Origin of the sequence: Anaerocolumna sp. AGMB13020 (genome assembly GCF_033100115.1) — a bacterium.
In the GTDB taxonomy this organism is placed as follows: domain Bacteria; phylum Bacillota; class Clostridia; order Lachnospirales; family Lachnospiraceae; genus Anaerocolumna.
Map to the genome: position 1 here is coordinate 3,882,360 of NZ_CP136910.1, position 19,535 is coordinate 3,901,894.

General features: G+C 42.0%; 13 protein-coding genes. 5 read left to right on the top strand and 8 right to left on the bottom strand.

Annotated elements, in window-relative coordinates; genetic code table 11:
• Positions 1–200 precede the first annotated feature (200 nt).
• Positions 201–914, top strand: coding sequence for an ABC transporter permease (locus R2R35_RS16080; RefSeq protein WP_317730851.1), 714 nt, complete (start codon positions 201–203; stop codon positions 912–914).
• A gap of 202 nt (positions 915–1,116) precedes the next feature.
• Positions 1,117–2,103 carry a GNAT family N-acetyltransferase gene (locus R2R35_RS16085; protein ID WP_317730852.1) on the top strand — a complete coding sequence of 329 codons (987 nt, stop codon included), beginning with the start codon at positions 1,117–1,119 and terminating at the stop codon, positions 2,101–2,103.
• A gap of 262 nt (positions 2,104–2,365) precedes the next feature.
• Here the strand turns inward: R2R35_RS16085 and R2R35_RS16090 are convergent, their stop codons facing one another.
• Positions 2,366–3,535, bottom strand: a complete 1,170-nt coding sequence (locus R2R35_RS16090; protein ID WP_317730853.1) for an amidohydrolase — start codon at positions 3,533–3,535, stop codon at positions 2,366–2,368.
• A 279-nt stretch (positions 3,536–3,814) separates the two neighbouring features.
• Here R2R35_RS16090 and R2R35_RS16095 point away from each other — a divergent pair, with 279 nt between their 5' ends.
• The gene (locus R2R35_RS16095; RefSeq protein ID WP_317730854.1) at positions 3,815–4,477 is read left to right on the top strand and encodes a hypothetical protein; all 663 of its coding nucleotides are present in this window, start codon (positions 3,815–3,817) and stop codon (positions 4,475–4,477) included.
• 7 nt (positions 4,478–4,484) lie between these two features.
• Here the strand turns inward: R2R35_RS16095 and R2R35_RS16100 are convergent, their stop codons facing one another.
• Both R2R35_RS16100 and R2R35_RS16105 read right to left on the bottom strand, forming a co-directional pair.
• Positions 4,485–5,105: a nitroreductase family protein gene (locus R2R35_RS16100; protein ID WP_317730855.1), complete on the bottom strand. Its 621-nt coding sequence runs from the start codon at positions 5,103–5,105 to the stop codon at positions 4,485–4,487.
• A gap of 42 nt (positions 5,106–5,147) precedes the next feature.
• On the bottom strand, positions 5,148–6,947 hold the full coding sequence (locus R2R35_RS16105) for a methyl-accepting chemotaxis protein (protein WP_317730856.1): 1,800 nt from the start codon (positions 6,945–6,947) through the stop codon (positions 5,148–5,150).
• Between the two features lie 385 nt (positions 6,948–7,332).
• Here R2R35_RS16105 and R2R35_RS16110 point away from each other — a divergent pair, with 385 nt between their 5' ends.
• Both R2R35_RS16110 and R2R35_RS16115 read left to right on the top strand, forming a co-directional pair.
• Complete coding sequence (locus tag R2R35_RS16110) at positions 7,333–11,466, top strand: DEAD/DEAH box helicase (RefSeq protein WP_317730857.1); 4,134 nt, start codon at positions 7,333–7,335, stop codon at positions 11,464–11,466.
• Positions 11,467–11,684: 218 nt separating this feature from the next.
• Positions 11,685–12,212: a GNAT family N-acetyltransferase gene (locus R2R35_RS16115; RefSeq protein WP_317730858.1), complete on the top strand. Its 528-nt coding sequence runs from the start codon at positions 11,685–11,687 to the stop codon at positions 12,210–12,212.
• Between the two features lie 103 nt (positions 12,213–12,315).
• On the opposite strand, the gene R2R35_RS16120 is transcribed toward R2R35_RS16115, so the two are convergent.
• From R2R35_RS16120 to R2R35_RS16140, 5 genes are read right to left on the bottom strand one after another with little or no spacing between them, the layout of a single operon-like run.
• Positions 12,316–13,401, bottom strand: a complete 1,086-nt coding sequence (locus R2R35_RS16120) for an ABC transporter permease (RefSeq protein ID WP_317730859.1) — start codon at positions 13,399–13,401, stop codon at positions 12,316–12,318.
• The gene (locus R2R35_RS16125) at positions 13,388–15,433 is read right to left on the bottom strand and encodes a hypothetical protein (protein WP_317730860.1); all 2,046 of its coding nucleotides are present in this window, start codon (positions 15,431–15,433) and stop codon (positions 13,388–13,390) included. The genes R2R35_RS16120 and R2R35_RS16125 overlap by 14 nt, the downstream gene beginning before the upstream one ends.
• 37 nt (positions 15,434–15,470) lie before the next feature.
• A complete protein-coding gene (locus R2R35_RS16130) occupies positions 15,471–16,322 on the bottom strand; it encodes a carbohydrate ABC transporter permease (protein WP_033168437.1) in 852 nt (283 codons plus the stop codon).
• Between the two features lie 8 nt (positions 16,323–16,330).
• Complete coding sequence (locus R2R35_RS16135; protein WP_317730861.1) at positions 16,331–17,167, bottom strand: carbohydrate ABC transporter permease; 837 nt, start codon at positions 17,165–17,167, stop codon at positions 16,331–16,333.
• 1 nt (position 17,168) lies between these two features.
• Complete coding sequence (locus R2R35_RS16140) at positions 17,169–19,394, bottom strand: ABC transporter substrate-binding protein (protein WP_317730862.1); 2,226 nt, start codon at positions 19,392–19,394, stop codon at positions 17,169–17,171.
• Between the last annotated feature and the right edge of the window lie 141 nt (positions 19,395–19,535).

Consider the following 19,535-nt stretch of genomic DNA (forward strand, 5'->3'; position numbering starts at 1 on the left):
TAAAATAAGGTCAGCGTTAATGCATGGGTGAAAGGAGTAAAAGTTAAGTGGAGAATACACAGGGCAACAGGAATTATTTTAGTTATAAGAAAAGGAAAGAGCGTAGTATTGTCAATAATCTCAAAAAAGATCTGATTTTGTATTTTCATTTAATACATATGAATTTCCTGACGGGTTTGCAGTATAAGGGGTGGCCGCTAATGATTTTCCAAACCTTGCTGGTAGTTATTACAGACCCAATTGGTCTTATCTTTATGTTCGCAAGATTTGGAAGTATCGGTGAATGGTCGGTGTACAGGATACTGCTTATCTATGCCATTGCCGTCACAAGTTATGGACTTGCCGAGAGTTTCTGCCGGGGGTTTGATTATTTTCCCTGGAAGATGATAAGAAGTGGTGATTTTGACCGGTTGCTGCTAAGACCCAGATCCTTAATGGCTCAGGTGGCAGGAAGTTACTTTCATTTGCACCGTTTGGCCAGGGTTGCAAGCGGGCTGGTAACAACTATTTACTGTTTACAGGCCTTAAAGGTAAGCTTAAGATGGCTGGATATCTGTATGCTCATTATGGCATTTATGGGAGGTTTCTTTACCTATACGGGAGTTTTTGTAATAACCTCCGGGATAGCTTTCTTTTCTATCAAAGGGCTTGATTGGATTTATATCTTCACCAATGTAAGCTATCAGGTTACCCGATGCCCGATGGATTATATGCCTGCAGCCTTAAAATATCTGTTTACTTTCTTTATGCCAATGCTTCTAATAAGCTATTATCCGGCAGCTTCCATCTGTGGGTGGACAGAAGACAGTTATTTCAAAGGGTTCCTGGCTTTGCCTGGGGGAACTTTCTTCTTCTTGTTGGCTTCTTTCGTATGGAGGTTTGGAGTAAGGCATTATAAGAGTACCGGCAGTTGATTTATATTATGGAGATATGAATTCTAAAGCGATGGAAATGGTCGAAATAATCTACTAAAATGATGAAATAATGCTGGACAAATTACCTTTCTTTTCAGACAGCACCGCAGGCGGGCTTTCTATATCCATGGAAAATAGAGTGATAATAAAAGGTAGTTTCTCATATAGACTGAAGCGATTATAAAGCGAATGGAGGGATGGTATGTATATTAAAAAAATTGATACGTTTCGTGAAATCGATGAAATCAAAAATATGCTTGTTAAGGATTTATCCTTAGGAAAGACCTTTGAAAAAGTAATTGAGTCCGGCAGTGGTGAAATATACCTAAGCTATGAGGAAAATGAGATTGCAGGCTTTCTTATGTTAAAAAGGGTTACTGCATTACAGGCAGCGATATCTGTGTTTATCAATGAAAAACACAGATATAAAGGAATAGGAACAGAACTGCTTCGTTTCTCAGATAAGCTTATTGCTAAAAGCTCATATGAAAGTGTGACCTGTGAATTTACAAAGGATACGGGAGTGGCACATTTCTTTGAGAAGAACGGCTATGACCTCTATTGTCATATCATTGAGATGGAAAGAAGTAATACCTTGGTTGCCCTAGAGGAAGGAAGCAAGGAACTGCTGAAGGATACAGGTATTGTTATAAGAAATTACAGAGATTCTGATTATTTTGGCTGGCATACAGTAAGTGATATTGGTTTTTATCTGCTAAGAGAGAGCTTAGGTATGAAACCTTCCTATTACAATCAGCTTTCCAAATCAGAGAGGGAAAGACTGGCGTGTGATTCGTCCAACCGATATGTAATGGAAGTGAAGGGTGTAATTGCTGCTGTTGGGGTTATCTATGCCAATAAGATTCACCTGCTTGCAGTACGACCTGATTTGCACCGACAAGGGTATGGAAGGCTTATGGTTTCTTTTCTGATCAATAAAATCATAAAAGTAAACAGCCCGGAAAAAGTAACCATAGATGTTCTTTTTGGAAACCCTGCAAAATACCTTTATGAGCAGCTTGGTTTCCAGGAGGTTAGTTGCCATAGTACCTATATCAAGTGTTATAAACCGGACAGCAGAAGCAAAGCGCCGGAGGGCTGTCATACAGAGAATGAAATACTGGAGGAACTAAGAAAATATGGTATGCTCCGAAAAGAAAAAGCTGCGTACATAAATACCTTTATATAACAGTCATAGGCAATTGTTGATACAATCATGTCATAGTAAACAAAAGGTGGATAAGTTAAGCGCATTAAATATCGCAAGCCTGTTGAATTCAATTTGGCTATGCTGAAATAACTGTACCTTGCTGAAGGTTTTATATTGAAAGAGGTTTTATATTGAAAGAGCTTTAATAACAGAAAGGCTCTATAAAAAGCAGGATAACGAAACCGTTAAGACGCGGTGTATCTTTCACTTTGCTATAGAGCCAAATCATATTTATTATCTGTTAATGGGTAGTAAGGCTGGGTTCTACAGGATTTCCGTCTATAAATGTCTTTACAACGTTGGTAAGGGATTCAAAAATTTCACCATCTGCCAATACGATATCAGCATCTTTTCCAACTTCCAGAGTACCGACTCTTTCTTCAATACCAATGTGTTTTGCTGGATTTATGGTAATTGCTTTTAAGGCTTCAAAAGGTTCCATTCCGGATTTTACAGCCAGGCCTGCACACATGGCAAGGTACTGCTGGGGAATTACCGGGCTGTCAGTGATAATGGAGACAGAGAGGCCTGCTTTCGCTAAAATTCCGGGAGTTGTAAAGGATTTATTTCTCAGCTCATATTTTGTTGCATGACCCAGGGAAGGACCAACTGCAACAGGGATGTTTTCTTTCGCTAACTCATCAACAATAAGGTGCCCTTCCGTACAATGCTCAATCGTAAGCTTTACCTTGAACTCCTTTGCAATACGGATTGCAGTAAAGATGTCATCCGCTCTGTGAGCATGAGCTTTTAGAGGAATTTCACGATTTAAGACCGGCAGCAGTGCTTCTAATTTCATATTAAATGCTGGTTTTTTAGAAAGGTCGTCACCGGCACTTATAAGCTTGTCGCGATACTCCATTGCCTGGAATAACATCTCGCGGAGCTTCGCAGCAGTTGACATACGGGAAAAGTTGTTCTTATCTTTATAACAGCGTTTGGGATTCTCGCCAAAAGCACATTTCATAGCAACCTTTTCTTTCAGTATCATATTATCAATGCGTAATCCGCTTAATTTGATTGCAGTGAAGGTGCCTCCCAGCACATTAGAGCTTCCAGGCCCGGTTGCTACAGTGGTTACGCCGCCTAAAGCAGCCTGGTTCAAAGTAACATCCATGGGATTAATTGCGTCAATGGCACGCAGATGAGGTGTCAGGATATCGTTCATTTCGTTGAAATCACTGCCTTCAAAGCCAATACCGTATCCATCAAGGCCAATATGAGAATGGGCATCAACAAGACCGGGATATATGTACAGACCTTTTGCATCTACAACGCTGGTACCTTCTTCCGGATTGATATCTGGCTGTATCTTTGTAATCTTACCTCCTACTGCTAATATGTCTGCTATGTAAGGCGTTTCGTTTACGGCATCATGAATGAGACCGCCTTTAATCAGTAGAGTATCCATAATAATTATTTCTCCTTCTTTCATCGATATAAGCTGAGGCTTATAATGATTGCTTTAAAAATAATATCACACTTTATTATAGTAATACTTTCTATAAATGAAGTCAAATGATAGGAGAAATTAGAAATTATTAAATTGCCACACTTACTCCAATGGATTTTATATTGGACAGGTTCTGCATAGTTTCTGAAAGGAATTGCATAGATTCGGTTAGGGTGTTTCGGTACAATAAGGTCAATACATATGAGGTGGAAAAGATATTCCAGAAAGGAAATTGCAATGAAAAGAATGATTTACAGAGCACAGATCAAAGAAGAGTGTCTTGCGAAGGCTAAGGAAGCTTTAAAGGCTGCCAGTACACCAAAGAGGCTCGTAAAGGAAGGTCTGTTGATGACCATAGGTGCTTTCTGCTGGGAGCAGCAGCTGTTTCTTTATTATGAGTGCAAAAAAGAAATTATTCAACCGGACACATTTTTACAGGTTGTTGAGCAATACCTTGTTGACTGGCCGGGAGAAAATCAAATGAGAAAATGGATTCCCATGATAGAGGTATTTCATTTCAATGAACCGGACAGTGAAGAGCACTGGCGGAGAAAGGCTCCCGTTGAAAGCAGAAAGGGAAGGGTGGCACATCTTAAACCTGAGATGATGAGCAGCTATATCTATTACCACTACCAACTGCAGGAGGAGAGAGCTTTTTACGGGCCGAAATACGAAATTATAGCCATGCATGAGAATCTTCTCTTTGGCTATCAAGAGTTCCCGGCAGTTGTAGAAGAACCGGTAACAGCCGGGAAATTAAGGACAAAGGGAACGCCTGAAAATTGGAGTGATTCCAGAATGGATCTGCATTTTGATCCCTGGGAGGATGGTCACCTATATTTCAAACACATAGAACAGGTATTTTCCTATTATGAGGATGAACTGTCTGAAAATACCTAAAGTTTTATTATTTATACATAACGTATTCACTGGCGGGTTTACGGTAACCTCTGATACGAAAACTGGATTTATCCATTTTACCCATCGTTATCATAAGTACAGGAATTTCATTTTCGGGTATATTAAATATTTCTTTTACCTTATCCTGATCAAAATAAATCATAGGGCAGGTATCCCAATCAAGGTCTTTTGCCAACAGCATGAAAAGCATGGCAGAAAGAGAGGCATTGCGAATAGCTTCCTCTTTCTGAAAGGGTCCACCGCCGTTCTCATACAGGGAGTAAATAGAAGCCAGCATGCTGTCATACTCTTCCTGGTCGATGATATTAAGCAGTCTGGAGCTTTCATAGATCTCCGCTGCTTTTTTATATGCATCCAGATCACCGGTTACTATGATAACCGCAGAAGCGGTTGAGACTTTGTATTGCCGGTAAGCTGCCTGAAATAATTCTTCAATTACCTGGTCACTTTCACCTATGTAATAATGAGCATGCTGCAGGTTAAAGCAGGAGGGTGCCTGAGAAAGATTTTCAAAGATTGCTTCAAAATCCTGTCTTGGTATTTTTTCACCTTTTATAAATTTATTGGCAGATCTGCGTTGGGTAACTATTTTCAAAAATTCATTCATCTTTTGTTCCTTTCTAGGGTCTTAGAATTAATACCGTAATGGTTATTTGTTTACTTTAAAAATACCTATCATGCTATTTAGATTCTCAGTCATATCATGAAGCAAAGTAACACTGTCAGCTACATTTTTCATTACAAGATTGTGCTGTTCGGAAGAAGAAGTAATTTCTTCAATAGAACTTGATACCTCCTCTGTCTGTTTTGAAAGCTCCTGTAGGAGCAGGGAAAGGGTCTCCTTCTTCTGATCAATCGCACTATTGTATTCTGCGATGCTGTTGATATCGCATACCAGATTTTTAAGTTCTTCCGCAATACTGTAGAAGGCGGTTTCCGTTTGTTCAACGTTATCACTAATCTTAGCTGCGCTTATAGCGCTTATTTTTACAAAACTTTCTGCGTTCTCTGATTGCTCTTGTACCTCTGTTACCATTTTACTGATATTTTCTACAGCCGAGGCAGTTTCATTCGCCAGCTTTCTAATTTCACTGGCTACAACGGCAAACCCTTTTCCTTCTTCCCCTACCCTGGCAGCTTCAATGCTTGCATTCAAAGCCAGCAGGTTTGTCTGTCCAGCTATCTGGGCGATTACAGTTACGATGGTACCGATATCCTGAGCCTGCTTGTTCATGGCAGCGATGGCAGCCTCTAGCTGCAGGGAAGTTTGCTGGTTTTCAAGGCTTACTTCCTTTAAAGCACCAACGGAGGCTATACCTGATTCCTTTAAGGAAAGAGTCTTCTCGGCGCTGCTTCTGGCAGTTTTGCTTTCATTAGCAGTTTCCCTGATATGCTCTCCCAGTACATTCATTTCCATTACACCTTCATAGATATCTTTTACCTGTTCATCGCTGGAGGAAGCAATCTGTACGATGGAAGCCGCTATTGCGGAGCTTGCTTCTGTTGCAGCATCATAGGAAGCTTTTAATTCAGCAGAGAAGTTGCTTAAGCTGTTGCTGGACTGATTCAGAGAGGTTGCAATTCCATGGAATTTATCGATAAGCAGATTCACACTGTCTCCCAAAAGCTTGGTTTCATCATTGGATTTTACATGGATTTTGCTTACGGTAAGATCGCCTTCCGATACCAGGTGCAGTGATTTTGCAATGGATTTAATGGGAGCGGTAATTCTTCTTGCAATTAATACAATAATAGATATGGATACAAGCAGAATTACAGCTAAAGCAACCAGATTGCTCTGAAATATCCTGTCCGGTCCCCTGAGCAGATCCGAATCATAAATTACAGCGGTAACAACCCAGTCCCATTGGGGAAAATATTTGGCATAGACAGTTCTGCTCTCTGATACGCTGCTGCTCTCACTGTCAAGAGAGTATTTCAGTTCACCACCACCATTCTTGGCAAGGGTTATAAGCTCTTGTATAATCAGACGGCCGTCCTGGGATTTCAGGTTATATTGATTATCTTTCAGGAAAGGATGGAATACCACGTCTCCCTTGGAATTGGTGATAAAGAAATAACCATTTTTACCAAGGCTTAATATTGGTTCCATAGATTCTGTATCAACGGTAGCGCTTGAGGTTCCGTCGGTATCAGAGGTATTTGCTGTTGCAACACCTGTCATAAATTCGTTGATGGTCAGCAAAGCCGCTTTTTTTGCCTCTTCTTCGGTCATCCAGGCATCATCACTGGTGGCATAAGTATAATCCTTCTTAATCTCATACAGGGAGGTTTCGATTGCATTCTTTAGCAGAATATGATTCGAACGATTGATTTCATAGCTTGCTATTGCATAATCGATAAGTGAGATAATTAACAGAGAGGCTATAAGGGTAAGAGATACACCTAGAATTAATTTCTTTGTAATACTCGTCTTCTGTGCTTTCATATGTACTTCCTTTGCTTGCTCGTGGCAATTGATTTTAGGGTCGTTATAATTTATTACTACTTAGTATTATATAATTACAATTGGTTTTTGTCAGCCAATTTTCTTTAATTGATTCAATTTTATCATATTAAATCGTATAATCAACTACTTTTTTCGAGGCGCCTGCATTTTTGGAGATACGTTATAAAAATTCCGTGGATTTTTATAACGTTTACCTATAAAATTGAAACCAGGAGTTAATTCAGTATCTTCTGTGATTTAGATTTGTTATAATAGAAATAATTAGTAATAGTCTCAAACCCTTGTTGAAACCTACTTTGGGGGTATTCATATATAAACTTAAGCTTCGAATCAGGCAGATTAAATAAGAAGGAGGTACAGAGTAATGTCAAAGGAAGCCTTATCTGTCTTTCACCCTATAACGGAAGAATGGTTCACACAGAAAATAGGTGTTCCCACGAAGGTACAGGAGGGGGCCTGGCCTGCCATAGCAGCAGGCGAGAATACATTGGTTTCAGCACCTACCGGTACTGGTAAGACTCTGTCAGCTTTTCTGGTATTTATCGACCGGTTAAAGCAAAAGGCAAGAGAGGGTACCTTAAAACAGGAGCTTCATGTTATCTATATTTCTCCGCTTAAGTCTCTGGCGGGAGATATCAGAGAAAACTTAAATAGACCTTTAAATGGTATCTCAGAGGTGGAGAGAAAGTCAGGATACAAAGAGAGTGTCCCTTTTGACATTAAGGTAGCCATACGCACGGGAGATACTACTTCCGCTGAGCGAAAATCTATGATTAAGACACCGCCCCATATTCTAATTACTACCCCGGAATCACTGTATCTGCTGCTTACCAGCAAATCCGGTCAAAATCTTTTAAAGACAGCCAAAGCCATTATAATTGATGAACTCCATGCGATGATTGATTCGAAAAGAGGAGCACATCTTATGCTTTCCCTTGCAAGGCTTGACAAGTTATGTACAGAACCGCTGCAGCGCATCGGATTGTCGGCGACCATAGAACCTCTTAATCTGGCAGCAGAGTATCTCTCTCCCGATGCGGTTACCATAGTAGCCCCCAAAATGGAGAAAAAGGTTGAAATAGTCGTAACGAGTCCGTTACCTTACGGAAAGAAAAGCTCCAAGGACCCGATCTGGGAGGAAATAGCCTTAACCATATTTGATTATTGCAGAGGTACCAAAAGTGTGATTGCCTTTGTAGAAGGCAGACGGTATGCAGAGAAATTAGCCTATTATATCAATCAGCTGGGCGGTGACGGGTTTGCTAGAACCCATCATGGCAGTCTGTCGAAGGAACAGCGTCTTGCAGTAGAGCAGTCCTTAAGAGAGGGTTCATTACGGCTCCTTTGCGCAACCTCCTCTATGGAACTTGGAATCGATGTTGGTGAAATAGATGAAGTCTTTCAGATAGGCTGTCCCAGTTCCATCTCCGGAACGCTTCAAAGGCTTGGAAGAGCTGGCCATAATCCTGGACGGGTAAGTGTAATGCATATCTTTCCAAGAGCTTCTGCCGAAGGCGTGTATTGCGGACTTACAGCTGAGGTGGCAAGACATGGCATGGTGGAATACGCTAAACCTCCGAGACTTTGCCTGGATATACTGGCACAGCATCTGGTTTCCATGGCTTCGGGAGAAGGTTATGCAGTGGATGAGGTACTTGAAATAACGAGCAGGGCTTATCCTTTTCGGGAAGTGGGTAAAGAAGAGGTGCAGGCAGTTCTTGCCATGCTGGCAGGAGACTATGAACATGAGAGAGACCTGCCTGTCAGGCCAAGAATCCTGTATGACCGAATCCATGAAAGGGTGGAAGGAGATGCCTACAGCAGAATGCTTGCCATATCTGCCGGAGGAACCATTCCGGATAAAGGCTTATATACCGTAAAGTCGGAAAGCGGAGTAAAGCTGGGGGAATTGGATGAGGAGTTTATCTTTGAATCTCGTGTAGGGGACAGGTTCCTTCTTGGTACCTTTACCTGGCAGATTACCGGTATTCAAAAGGATACAGTTGTAGTAACACAGGTAAATGCTCCTGGTGGAAGACTTCCCTTCTGGAAGGGAGAAATCAAAGGCAGGGGGTTAAGGACAGGCCTGGCCTTTGGTAAAATATTAAGACAGCTTATGGAGAGTTACGAAGCAGGTAAGTTACTGGAGAAACTCTTAAGTCTTGGCCTTAACCAACCGGCCGCCAAAGGAGCGGAGGAATTCTTAAAACGACAGATTGATGCCACCGGAACACTTCCGGATGATAATACTATTATTGTAGAACATTTTAAGGATATAAATGGAGGCAGCCAGATCACCGTACATTCCGTATTTGGACGGAAAGTAAATGGGCCTCTCGCGATTCTTGCCCAGGAAACGGCAGCAAGAATAACGGGTATGACAATTAGCTATTGCGATGACGATGACGGCTTTATCCTCTTTCCCTACGGTGAGGAGGAGCTGCCGGAGGGCATCCTCCAGAATATTAACGTTGAGACGGCAAAAGAGGTGCTGGAAGCAATACTGCTTGCGACTCCCCTCTTTCAAATGAACTTTCGATACAACTCAGCCAGAGCCATGATGATGGGAGTTAAGAAGAGCGGACGTACTCCTTTATGGGTCCAGCGGATGAGAAGTGCCGATATGCTCAATAGTCTGGTAACACGAATGGATCACCCTCTTATCCGGGAGACGAAGCGGGAATGTCTGGAGGATTACTGGGATTTGGATGGTACGCAGTTTCTTCTTGAAGGTATACGTTCAGGTCAGATCAAGGTCATAGAACTCCATATGGAACTACCCTCCCCTATGTCTCTTCCCTTTCGGCAGCAGACAGAGGCAGCCATGATGTATGATTATTCTCCAACTACAAAGGGAATCTACGCTGCTGCAGAAGGTGCGCTGAAACAAGCCCAGATGATAGAACCTGCCAAGGAAGACCTGGATATGATCTCAGTCAGGGAGAAATTGCCGGAGGATGAGAAACAGCTTCATTCATTGCTTATGATAGAAGGAGATTTGATAGCCGGTGAATTAGAGGTTCCCATAGAATGGCTGTTAAAGCTTTCAGAAAGCGGTCTGGTGCTATATATTGAACCGGGTTTATGGATTGCCGCAGAACAGGCGGAGGACTATGAACAGGCTTTAGAGCACAAGGTTATGGATAAGCTGCTGCCGATTGTAAGGAGGCTTCTCCGTTACCGTGGTGCTCACTCAAGTGAAGAGGTGGCAGAAAGATATTTTCTCTCTCCCCGGGAAGGAGAGGAAATCCTGACTGCGTTGTGTGAAAAGGAAGAAGCAGTTAGCAGAGAGGGTTTGTATTATCATGCCAGGCTTTATGACAGAGCTCGAAGAGAAACCATTAAGAATAAAAGAGCACAGATCAGGACCCAGAAAGCAGAACGGTATGCAGCCCTGTTGGCAGAGCGGATCCTGCAGCCGGGGACGAAAGAAGAACAGACCTTTAAGGCAATAGAACAGTTAAAGAATCAGTCTTATGCACCGGCTCTATGGGAGAGCGTATTATTACCGGGGAGGATCATCGAGTACCGGGAGGAGCTTCTTGATAAGATACTGGGACAAGGGAATTACTTCTATCAACTGGAGGAAAAGGAAGGGTTGAATTTTCATGCCTATGAGGACATTGACTGGGAAGCGGATCTGGAAGAACAGGTTGATTTGTCTAAGCAGGAAGAGATTATTTATGATGCATTGCTTAAGAGAGGAGCCAGCTTTATGCAAAGGCTCCGGGATTTATTAAGCGGAGATTCACCCTTTGACTATCTGCTTAATTTAGCAGGAAAAGGACTTGTCTGTGCTGACAGCTTTATGCCGGTAAGATGGTGGCTTAACCGGGATAAGCTTCAAAAAGCTTCCCCCAGGCAAAGAGTCGGAGTCCATGCCAAGGCTATGACTACCGGCAGATGGGAATTAATCAGACCTTTGAAAAGATTGAGCAAAGAAGAGCAGCTTAACCGTCTCTTCGAGGGAAAGCTTATTCTCTGCAGAGAAACTGTTCAGGGAATGACCTGGAGTGAGGCACTGGAGGTCTTAAGAATCTGGGAATATACCGGACAGGTACGAAGGGGATATTTTATAGAAGGTATGTCAGGGGTTCAGTTTATCAGAGAGAAGGACTTTGCAGGGGTGATGTATGCCCTTGAGAATCCAAAGGAGCAGCTTATCTGGATACCGGCTATAGATCCCTGTCAGCCTTGGGGAAAGTGCCTTGCCCACAGGGAGGGCAGAAGTTTTATGAATGTTCCAGGGACAATCGTAGCTTTAAGAGGCGGTGCGACTGTTGCAGTAATGGAACGGCAGGGGAAGATTCTGCGGATATTTGATATGGAAGCTGCGGATAGTCTGTTAGAGGCTTTTTCCAGGGATTTTCATAAGAAGAGGCTGTTTCCGCAGATAAACCGTCTTATTGTGAAGGAATACCCGGAGGATATGACGGATATTTTTAAAAAGTATGGATATAAAAAAGAAATACAGGATTATGTGTTGTACAGAAGCTAGTGTGAATTACGAATGGCGCAATTCACATCACCCCATGATTTATAGGTGCCACACTTCAATGGAAACTGTGTGTATATTAGAAAGCAATGTCCGAGAGTGATTGGAACACGTAAGGTGTGCATGGTGGCTGATGTGAAATAAAGGAATTTCAATTTCTTATTTAGGCAGTACCTCTTGCAACAAGAGGTAGACATAAATTAAAAAAGGACAGAGTGGGTATGGAATTTATAATTGAAGCAGGAAAGTTATCTGACATCGATGAAATAGAGAGGCTTTACAATGAAATGAATGATGCCCTGGAGGCTGGTATAAATTATCCCGGCTTTAAGAAGGGGATATATCCGGTAAGAGAAAATGCTGTTGAAGGGGTAGAGGAAGGTTATCTCTATGTGATAAGATGTGACGGCAGGATTGCAGGCAGCGTCATATTAAGCCATAAACCGGAGGAAGCCTATATTGCTGTTGCCTGGAACATAGAGTGTTCTTATGACAAGATCATTGTCATCCACACCCTGGCGGTCCATCCGGACTTTGTCAGGAAAGGAATTGGACATTCACTCATGAATTTCGCAGAACAGCATGCCAGAAAACAGGGGATGAAGGCAATTCGGCTGGACGTATACGAGAAGAATTATCCGGCAATCCGTTTGTATGAACGGTGTGGTTATGAGTATGTGGAAACTGTAGATTTAGGTTATGCCGATTATGGACTGCCCTGGTATAAGTTATATGAAAAGGTGCTGTAGGAGTTCGTAGAAAAACAATAAAACATAAAATAAATGTAAGTTATCTCTGCCGGATATAAAACCCGGTAACAAAGGTTTATATCCGGCAGAGATAAGTTGAAACTCAGCATATACAGTGTCGCTGTTTTCCATAAATGTACCCTGTTAAAAACAGTTGAAAATATAAAACAATTAATAGGGCAAAACGATACTTTAGTGTAAGCAGGGATTTAAGAAGCAGCAGCTCTCTGGGATTAGGATCCAGATACTGCATCTGTTGGAACTGTTCTTTTAAGGTATCCGTGACCTTTGCCAGATAAGAGAAATCAGACCATCTGGTGGGAATGAATTTTCTGGCAAAGATAAGCGGATTACCAGTTTTGAAATAGAAAAAGAGTAACAGAGACAGGATTATAAAAGTTAGACCGATATAGGCAAGAAGTTGCTTCCTGTTTTTTTTTCTGTAAATAATACAATGGTGCAATGCAAAATGCAGAAAGCAGAGAAGTATCAGCCATAAGGGCAGGAGAAAGGATGAAGAAAGGAGATTTCCGTAAAAATATCCGTCTATCAACGAATAATTGTCTGTCAGGCTGCTGCCTGCAAGAAAGGCAGCAGCATACATTTCTTCTTTTCCTTTGCCTTTTTCGGTTATTTTCAGCTCAATATTAGAAAAAGTATCGGCTCTTTTTGAGCTTTGCACCAAAAACACAGGAACAGAGCTTTTCACCACACCTCTGACAATATAGGTGCTGTTTTTATATAACAGCTCATTGTTAACAGCAGTAATGGTACCAAACAATTCGTAAGCTGTACCTGAATCCAGAACACAGCCATAAGCATCCTCCTGATAGACATAATTGCCGGACAACAGTGACATGGGTACGGTATCCCTCATATTGCCCCAAAGAGTTACTGCCAGGACTTTAGCTTTGCGTCCAAGATAGAGATTTGTAAGTTCTGCTCCTTCTTCTGATTTCCAGGCTGTCAGGGAGAGCAGGGTGCGGCTGTTAAAGGTTGGGTCGGATTCCTTTTCCTGTTCCAGCGCTTCGATCAGAGCAGCTTTGCTTATTCCGGTTTTGTGATCCCGGATACTGACACTGGAAAAGAAATCTCTATCATAGGAAGTATCCATAATACATCGGCTCATAAACCAAAGAAGCAGAAGGCCTGTTAGTAAGAAAAGCATCAGCATTCTATTCCGTTTCATTTGCCATCACCCGGTCCCCTTCTGAAATATCTTTGCTGCTGCCGGTAATTATAATGTCCTCGGAGGTAAAAGAACCACTGATTGCAGCAGTATTCCGGTCTTTTTCTTCAACAGTTACGTCCATACGGAAAGCAGTCTGCTCTATTCCAAGAACAGTAGCCTTTTCCTTGACCATAAGTACATAGGTACGGCTGCCTGCATCCTGCCGGATAGCCTGGAGGGGAACACAGCTGGGATATTCCTGGGAGGCTTTCTTAAGACGGTAGGTTAAGCTTCCGCCTTCTTTGTAATTTCCATCAGGAAGAAGTGCAGTAAAGGTAACCAGGCCTTCTTCGTCAGGCAGCCCTAAGGTCTCTATGGTAGAGGTAAAGGGCGTGTTCGAGTCATAACTTTTGATTTCGATTTCGTCGCCTTCGGAAAAATACTTCAGATTATCCTTATTCCCTTTCATGACCAGCTCGAAGCCACCGGTAAGAATGACCAGCTTCTCACTGCCAGTTAAAGTAATACCATAATCCAATCCGGAATTGCCGATGATACCTTGAACAGGAGAGTATACCCTGCCTTTTTGCGCAATTATTTTATTAAGCTTTGCAATTTCTTCTTCTTTTGAGCTGATATCCAGCTGAAGCATTGATTGATCTAAACTTATGGTAAGTTTACTGGTTTCTTCGTTACTTTGCTTTACCGTTATTTCTGCTTCAAGCTTCTCTCTCTGAAGCTTTACCGTCTCAAGTGTTCTTCTGGCGGTTTCTTCTGCTTTTTTGGCATCTTTTATATCTTTGCTGTAATCATAGCTGCCTTTCTTGATTGCCTGTATATCGCTTTCCAGAGCTTCTGCTTGTATTCGGGCTTTCCTTATCTTTTCGCCCCATTCTTTTTCTGCAGCTTTTGCATCTTCCTGGGCTCTGTCTGCTTTTTCTTTTGCCAGGCGGATATCAGTTTCTTTTATCGCCAGATGATCATATAGAAGCCGGTAAAGGGACTGATAGGAATCTTTTTGGCGGTTAACATAGCCGCTCTCAAGATCGCCCTTGTAGGTTAGCAGGGCAGTATCGAGCTTGCTGTCTTCAGCCTGCAGTTTATCAAGAGTTTCCTGCGCATCTTCAATGGCACGATTACAGGCGGTAACCTCACTGTTTCTTGCAGAAATCTGCTGCTGGTAAGCCTTACGGACACTGTCCTCAGCAGAATACTGATCCTGATAATCGATGGTGGCCTCCCATTTACGGGTAGTACTGACCAGATCTTCTTTTAGCCGGTTCAGGTTCTTTGTGGCAGTTTCTATCTGCTGCTTATGTTCCTTGTATTTATTGTCATAATAAAATTCAAAGACTGCCGTATAAGCTGATTCTGCGGCTCCTTCTTTTTTGCTCTTAACGGCATTGGAGTATACTGTTATAATATCCTCTAATTTAAGAATCGGCTCTTTTGCCTGTGTCAGACTGCTCTCGGTATCGGTAATATCACGATTTAAAGGACGTAGTGCATTGGCTTTTCCGGTTTCCAGTTCTTTTAAGGCGGCAACGGACTCTTCGTATTCCTTTGTCTTTTTTTCCTTTACGGACTCTTTGATCGTATCAAGTTCTGCTATTGCATCAGCCAGATCCGACTGAGCATTTTCTTCTTGCAGCAGGGCCGCCTCCAAATCAAGGTGGCTGTCCGTATTTTTGGAGGATAAGCTGTTCTTATCATATTGCAGCTTCAATTTTTTCAGTTCCAGTTCCCTGGCACTTAAAAGTTCTTTTAATTGGCTCGTATCATAGGTAAATAAGAGTTCCTTTTTCTCGACACGATCCCCGGTTTTTTTATTTATTTTTAAAATTTTATAACCTGCTTCCAGTTTCATATATTTCTCTGCATTTTCCTTAATGGTACCGGTACCGGACTGTTCATAGATCAGATTACCCCTCTTTGGAGAGAACACGGTTACCTGGGCAAGTGTTACAGAGGCGGCTGCTCTTGAGACGAAAGTAAAAATCAGCATAAATATGAAAAAACCGATAAGCAGTTTTTTGAGTTTCTTTTCCATAAGACTTCTCGTTCCTTTGCTTGATTGTATGAAATAATTAGCCCTTTAATCCGGTTGCAGCAATTCCCTGTTCCAGATAGTTCTGTCCGTACAGAAACAGTAAAAGAGCAGGTACCAGCATAATAAAAGAGGCTGCAAAAGCAAGGCCTGCCTTATCTGTGGTAATATCCGGCAGATACAGGGACAGGGGCCATAAGTTTTTCTTTCGAATGAGAAAGGTCAGGGGCTGTTCAATGGCATTCCAATATTCGATGAAATCCAGCACGATGGCCGAGATGATGCCGGAAGCACCGAGAGGAATACCGATTCTGGTAAAGATATACCCTTCACCAGCACCATCGAGCCTTGCGGCTTCCATAAGTGCCTCCGGCAGTTCCTTAAAGAACTTTACCATAATAAAAACCGGAAAGGTGGAGAAGATATTCGGAAGAATAACCGCAAGATGAGTATCGGTAAGCTTCATCCGAAATAATACCAGATAACTGGATACCATGGTCACCTGAAAGGGCAGTATCATCAGCAGGATATAAAGGGTAAACAAAAGTTTTTTACCGGGGAAGCTATATCTGGCAAAAGCCCAGGCGGCAGGTACAGCAATTATGAGCTGCCCTGCTAGTACTGGCAGGACCTGAATGCAGGAATTCCAGAACATAACAAAGAACTTCGGGGAATCTAAGAGAAGCTCTGCAAAAGGCTGAAGAGTAGGATAGAGGGGAAGAATCCCCCAGGAAGCCATATCCTCTGATTGGCCAAGGATTGGTCCTATCTTCTGAAACAATTCTCCCCTTCCCATCAGGGAGCCGCTTAAGAGCATCCACAATGGCAGCCAGACGAGCAGGACAGCAAGGACCAATAATATTGTTATTAGCAAATTTTTTAATGTTTTCATGGTCTGATCTATTCCTTATCAAATCTTAATATCAACAGTATGATTGCCATAAACAAGAAAATACTGAGAACGGCGGCAGCACACATCTTCTGAATGTCGAGGGCAGCAAACCAGTTGTTAAAGATATGCTGCAGCATATAAATACTCTCCTGAGGATAATTGCCTGAGATCAAATAAGCTTCCCGGAAGACCTTAAAGGAATTGACAAAGGACAGGATACCGATCATGAAAAGTGCAGGGGACAGGAGGGGAAGAGTAATATAGCGAAAGCGCTGGAAAGCTCCCGCACCATCTGCACCTGCCGCTTCATAAAGTGAGGTATCTATTCCGTTTAAACCTGTAAGCCAGAGTATCATGTCATACCCTGCATTCTTCCAGAGGTAGCTGAACACCAATATAGAAAAGGCCATATCAGTGTTCATAAAATCTGTTTTATCACCGCCCAGCTGCAGAATTATTCCATTCATAAGCCCGTTTTCGTGAAAGATTAATTTCCATAGAATTACCATTGAGGCAGTAGGAATTGCCATAGGAATTAATAAGGACGTCTTATAAAAATCCCTGTATTTCTTCCTGCTGTGTATCAGTAAGGCTAATACCAGGGAAATGAATAACAGAAGCGGCAGGCATACCAGGATAAATCTTGCGGTATTAGAGATAGCCTGTCTGAAAGCGCTATTGGTAAGGACCGTCCTATAATTGGACAGTCCCACAAAGTTATTGTTCATAGCGTCGTAAAAGGAACGTCTTACAACATCTATGAAAGGAAGCAGTACAAAGACTGTTATACCGGTTAAGCTGGGTAAGAGGAACAGCCAGGGAGTTATATGTTTATTCCTTCTCATATTATTCGGATAAGTAGGTATTTACTTTTGATTTCACTGCGTTAACGGTTTCCGCTAATCCAGTATCACCCTTTAAGAAGGAAAGAATCTGCTCTTTCAGGATATCATTTAACTGCTGGTTGATAGTGATTGGTTTGTTAACCTGTGTAGCTATTTGATAGAGGTTGTGACGATCTTTTTTATCCGGCCAGACAGCAGTGAAATCATTTCCTTCCTGATCACTATAGCCAACCATGATATCATCATTAACCTCATCGGTCCATTTCTTTAAGGAGGTGCTGTTAACAGGAAGGCCGTCATAGAGGTTTGCTGACTGTACCTCTTCTGTAAACAAAAATTCCAGGAAGGCTTTTGCAGTTTCTGGATTCTTACTGGCTTTGTTAAGACCTATAATTCCGCTTGGCAGGAAAGTGTTGTTCAAGGAACTATAGGCAAGGTTCGTTTCTTTTGCCAAAGCAAAGGGCATCATTGAGTCAGTTATATCACTGATCTGAGCGTATACGGCAAGTGTTTTACCGGCTGTTAAAGGAACATAGTTCATGGAACTCCGGAAAAGGTAAGACTCCGGAGCAACCGTTTGATCATATTCCTCCTTGGAAATTTTTCCAATGTTGTCTGTCAGTCTTTTTATGTTTTCGAGGAATTCTTTGAAGTCGTCCTCAGAAAGTTTGTTGTCCTTAAAGAAATCTTCTCCATAAAGAGCCAGAAAGTCATTAACCAGCTTCTCAGGAATATAGGAATCCATAAAAGGTTTGCCGGAGCCCTCAGCAGTATCGATCAGTGTACTTAGGCTGGATATTGAAGTCAATACTTCGGGAGGACCTATTATCAAGGGAATGGCGAAACGAATAGGCATCTGATAGATGGCCCCATCTTTTGTATAGCTTTCTGCAATGTTTGAAAGAAGGCGTCCATCCTCTGTCAAGGGTTTCAGGACATCCGAAATATCTGCCAGTACTCCCTTATCGATGTAGGACTGTGCAGGCAAGCCGTCCAGCAGAATAATATCTGCACCGTTACCGGCTAATAATTCTGTATTAAGCGCACGTATGTAATCAGATAAATTTCCACCTTCATTTCCCATAGCAACTACATAATTAATTCTGCTGTCAGGATTCTTCTGTTGAAAAAGCGAGATAGCCTGCCGGATAGTTGCATTTTCTCTCAGGGAATATAGAGTAATCTGATTTTGGGGAACAGCGGAAGCTTCTTTGTCGTAGACGTAGTGAATAAGGCTTAAGCCTATATTGCTTTCTGAGAATACACAGTAGTAATCCTCTGGGTCCAACTCTCCCACATAGACGTTCTCTATATAACGAGAGGGCATACTCATGGAAGTTATGGAGCCATCAACAGGAATTTCCCAGAGGGTACCCTCAGAAAGCATCCGGTGAATTCCTTCGGAATCGCCTGTTAATAGGGTTCCGTCACTTCTTAGAGCATAGGCTACACCGTTGGGTTGAAAAGTATAATCAAGGGTTTTTGTTATTTTGCCGGTTAAGGCATCATAAAAAATAATCTGAGAACTGTTATCACTCGCAGCTATAATGGTATTATCAGCGGCTATAAAGCTTTTCTGGCTGTCTATAGGAACAGTTCCAAGGGCTTTACCTTCCTGAGAATATAGTAAAAGAGTATTGGATTTCCACATATCGGAGAGCACAAGGGTGCCGTCTTTTAGCACCTGCATTTTTTCTATATAGGGATAAAAGGTTTGGTCGTCACCTGTGTAAGCTGGTTCTGTCAGGTAGGTCAATGGTATTTCTGCAGAGGTTAAACCGTTATCGCTGGATTTGTAAAGCTTGCAGCTAGAAGGATCGTTGTTATAATTAGTTAAGGCAGCATATAGATTCCCATCTTCACCGATACATAATGTATTTAGAGTATACCCTTTTAAATCCTTACTATTTAACCAACCGGCTTCCCCGGTCTCCCAGGTCTGATCAGCTTTTAAAATGTAGCGCTTGTAGCTTGACTTCTCGGTATCATAGGAATAAGTTTCAAATTGTTTCTCCTTATTTCGAACTACCCTCGTAGGGGTTTCGGAGGAAGGCATTTCAGGTAAAGCAACAGGGTACTCAATATATCTGCCTTTTTCTTCTTCTGTGGTTGCATCGGCTGATTTCTTAATTGTCTTGTTGTCCTCCTGTTTTGTACTGCTGCAGCCATAAAGAGAGGAGACGGCAAGGACTAGCAGGAGGAGGTAAGCGAGTAATTTCTTCTTCATTTTCATATACCTTTCTTTCTATAAAAGCTGAATATAAAAATCTGTTTTTATTCAACCTTATAAATTATCCGTTTCACAGACAGGATAGCAGGCAAATCTCTAAATAATCTTTAAAATAAAAACACTGTTAAAATAATACCC

Coding starts and splice junctions, on each gene's coding strand:
- R2R35_RS16080 (WP_317730851.1), top strand. CDS start 201: ATGATTTTCCAAACCTTGCTGGTAGTTATTACAGACCCAATTGGTCTT.
- R2R35_RS16140 (WP_317730862.1), bottom strand. CDS start 19,394: ATGAAGAAGAAATTACTCGCTTACCTCCTCCTGCTAGTCCTTGCCGTC.
- R2R35_RS16125 (WP_317730860.1), bottom strand. CDS start 15,433: ATGGAAAAGAAACTCAAAAAACTGCTTATCGGTTTTTTCATATTTATG.
- R2R35_RS16120 (WP_317730859.1), bottom strand. CDS start 13,401: ATGAAACGGAATAGAATGCTGATGCTTTTCTTACTAACAGGCCTTCTG.
- R2R35_RS16110 (WP_317730857.1), top strand. CDS start 7,333: ATGTCAAAGGAAGCCTTATCTGTCTTTCACCCTATAACGGAAGAATGG.
- R2R35_RS16090 (WP_317730853.1), bottom strand. CDS start 3,535: ATGGATACTCTACTGATTAAAGGCGGTCTCATTCATGATGCCGTAAAC.
- R2R35_RS16100 (WP_317730855.1), bottom strand. CDS start 5,105: ATGAATGAATTTTTGAAAATAGTTACCCAACGCAGATCTGCCAATAAA.
- R2R35_RS16085 (WP_317730852.1), top strand. CDS start 1,117: ATGTATATTAAAAAAATTGATACGTTTCGTGAAATCGATGAAATCAAA.
- R2R35_RS16095 (WP_317730854.1), top strand. CDS start 3,815: ATGAAAAGAATGATTTACAGAGCACAGATCAAAGAAGAGTGTCTTGCG.
- R2R35_RS16135 (WP_317730861.1), bottom strand. CDS start 17,167: ATGAGAAGGAATAAACATATAACTCCCTGGCTGTTCCTCTTACCCAGC.
- R2R35_RS16105 (WP_317730856.1), bottom strand. CDS start 6,947: ATGAAAGCACAGAAGACGAGTATTACAAAGAAATTAATTCTAGGTGTA.
- R2R35_RS16115 (WP_317730858.1), top strand. CDS start 11,685: ATGGAATTTATAATTGAAGCAGGAAAGTTATCTGACATCGATGAAATA.
- R2R35_RS16130 (WP_033168437.1), bottom strand. CDS start 16,322: ATGAAAACATTAAAAAATTTGCTAATAACAATATTATTGGTCCTTGCT.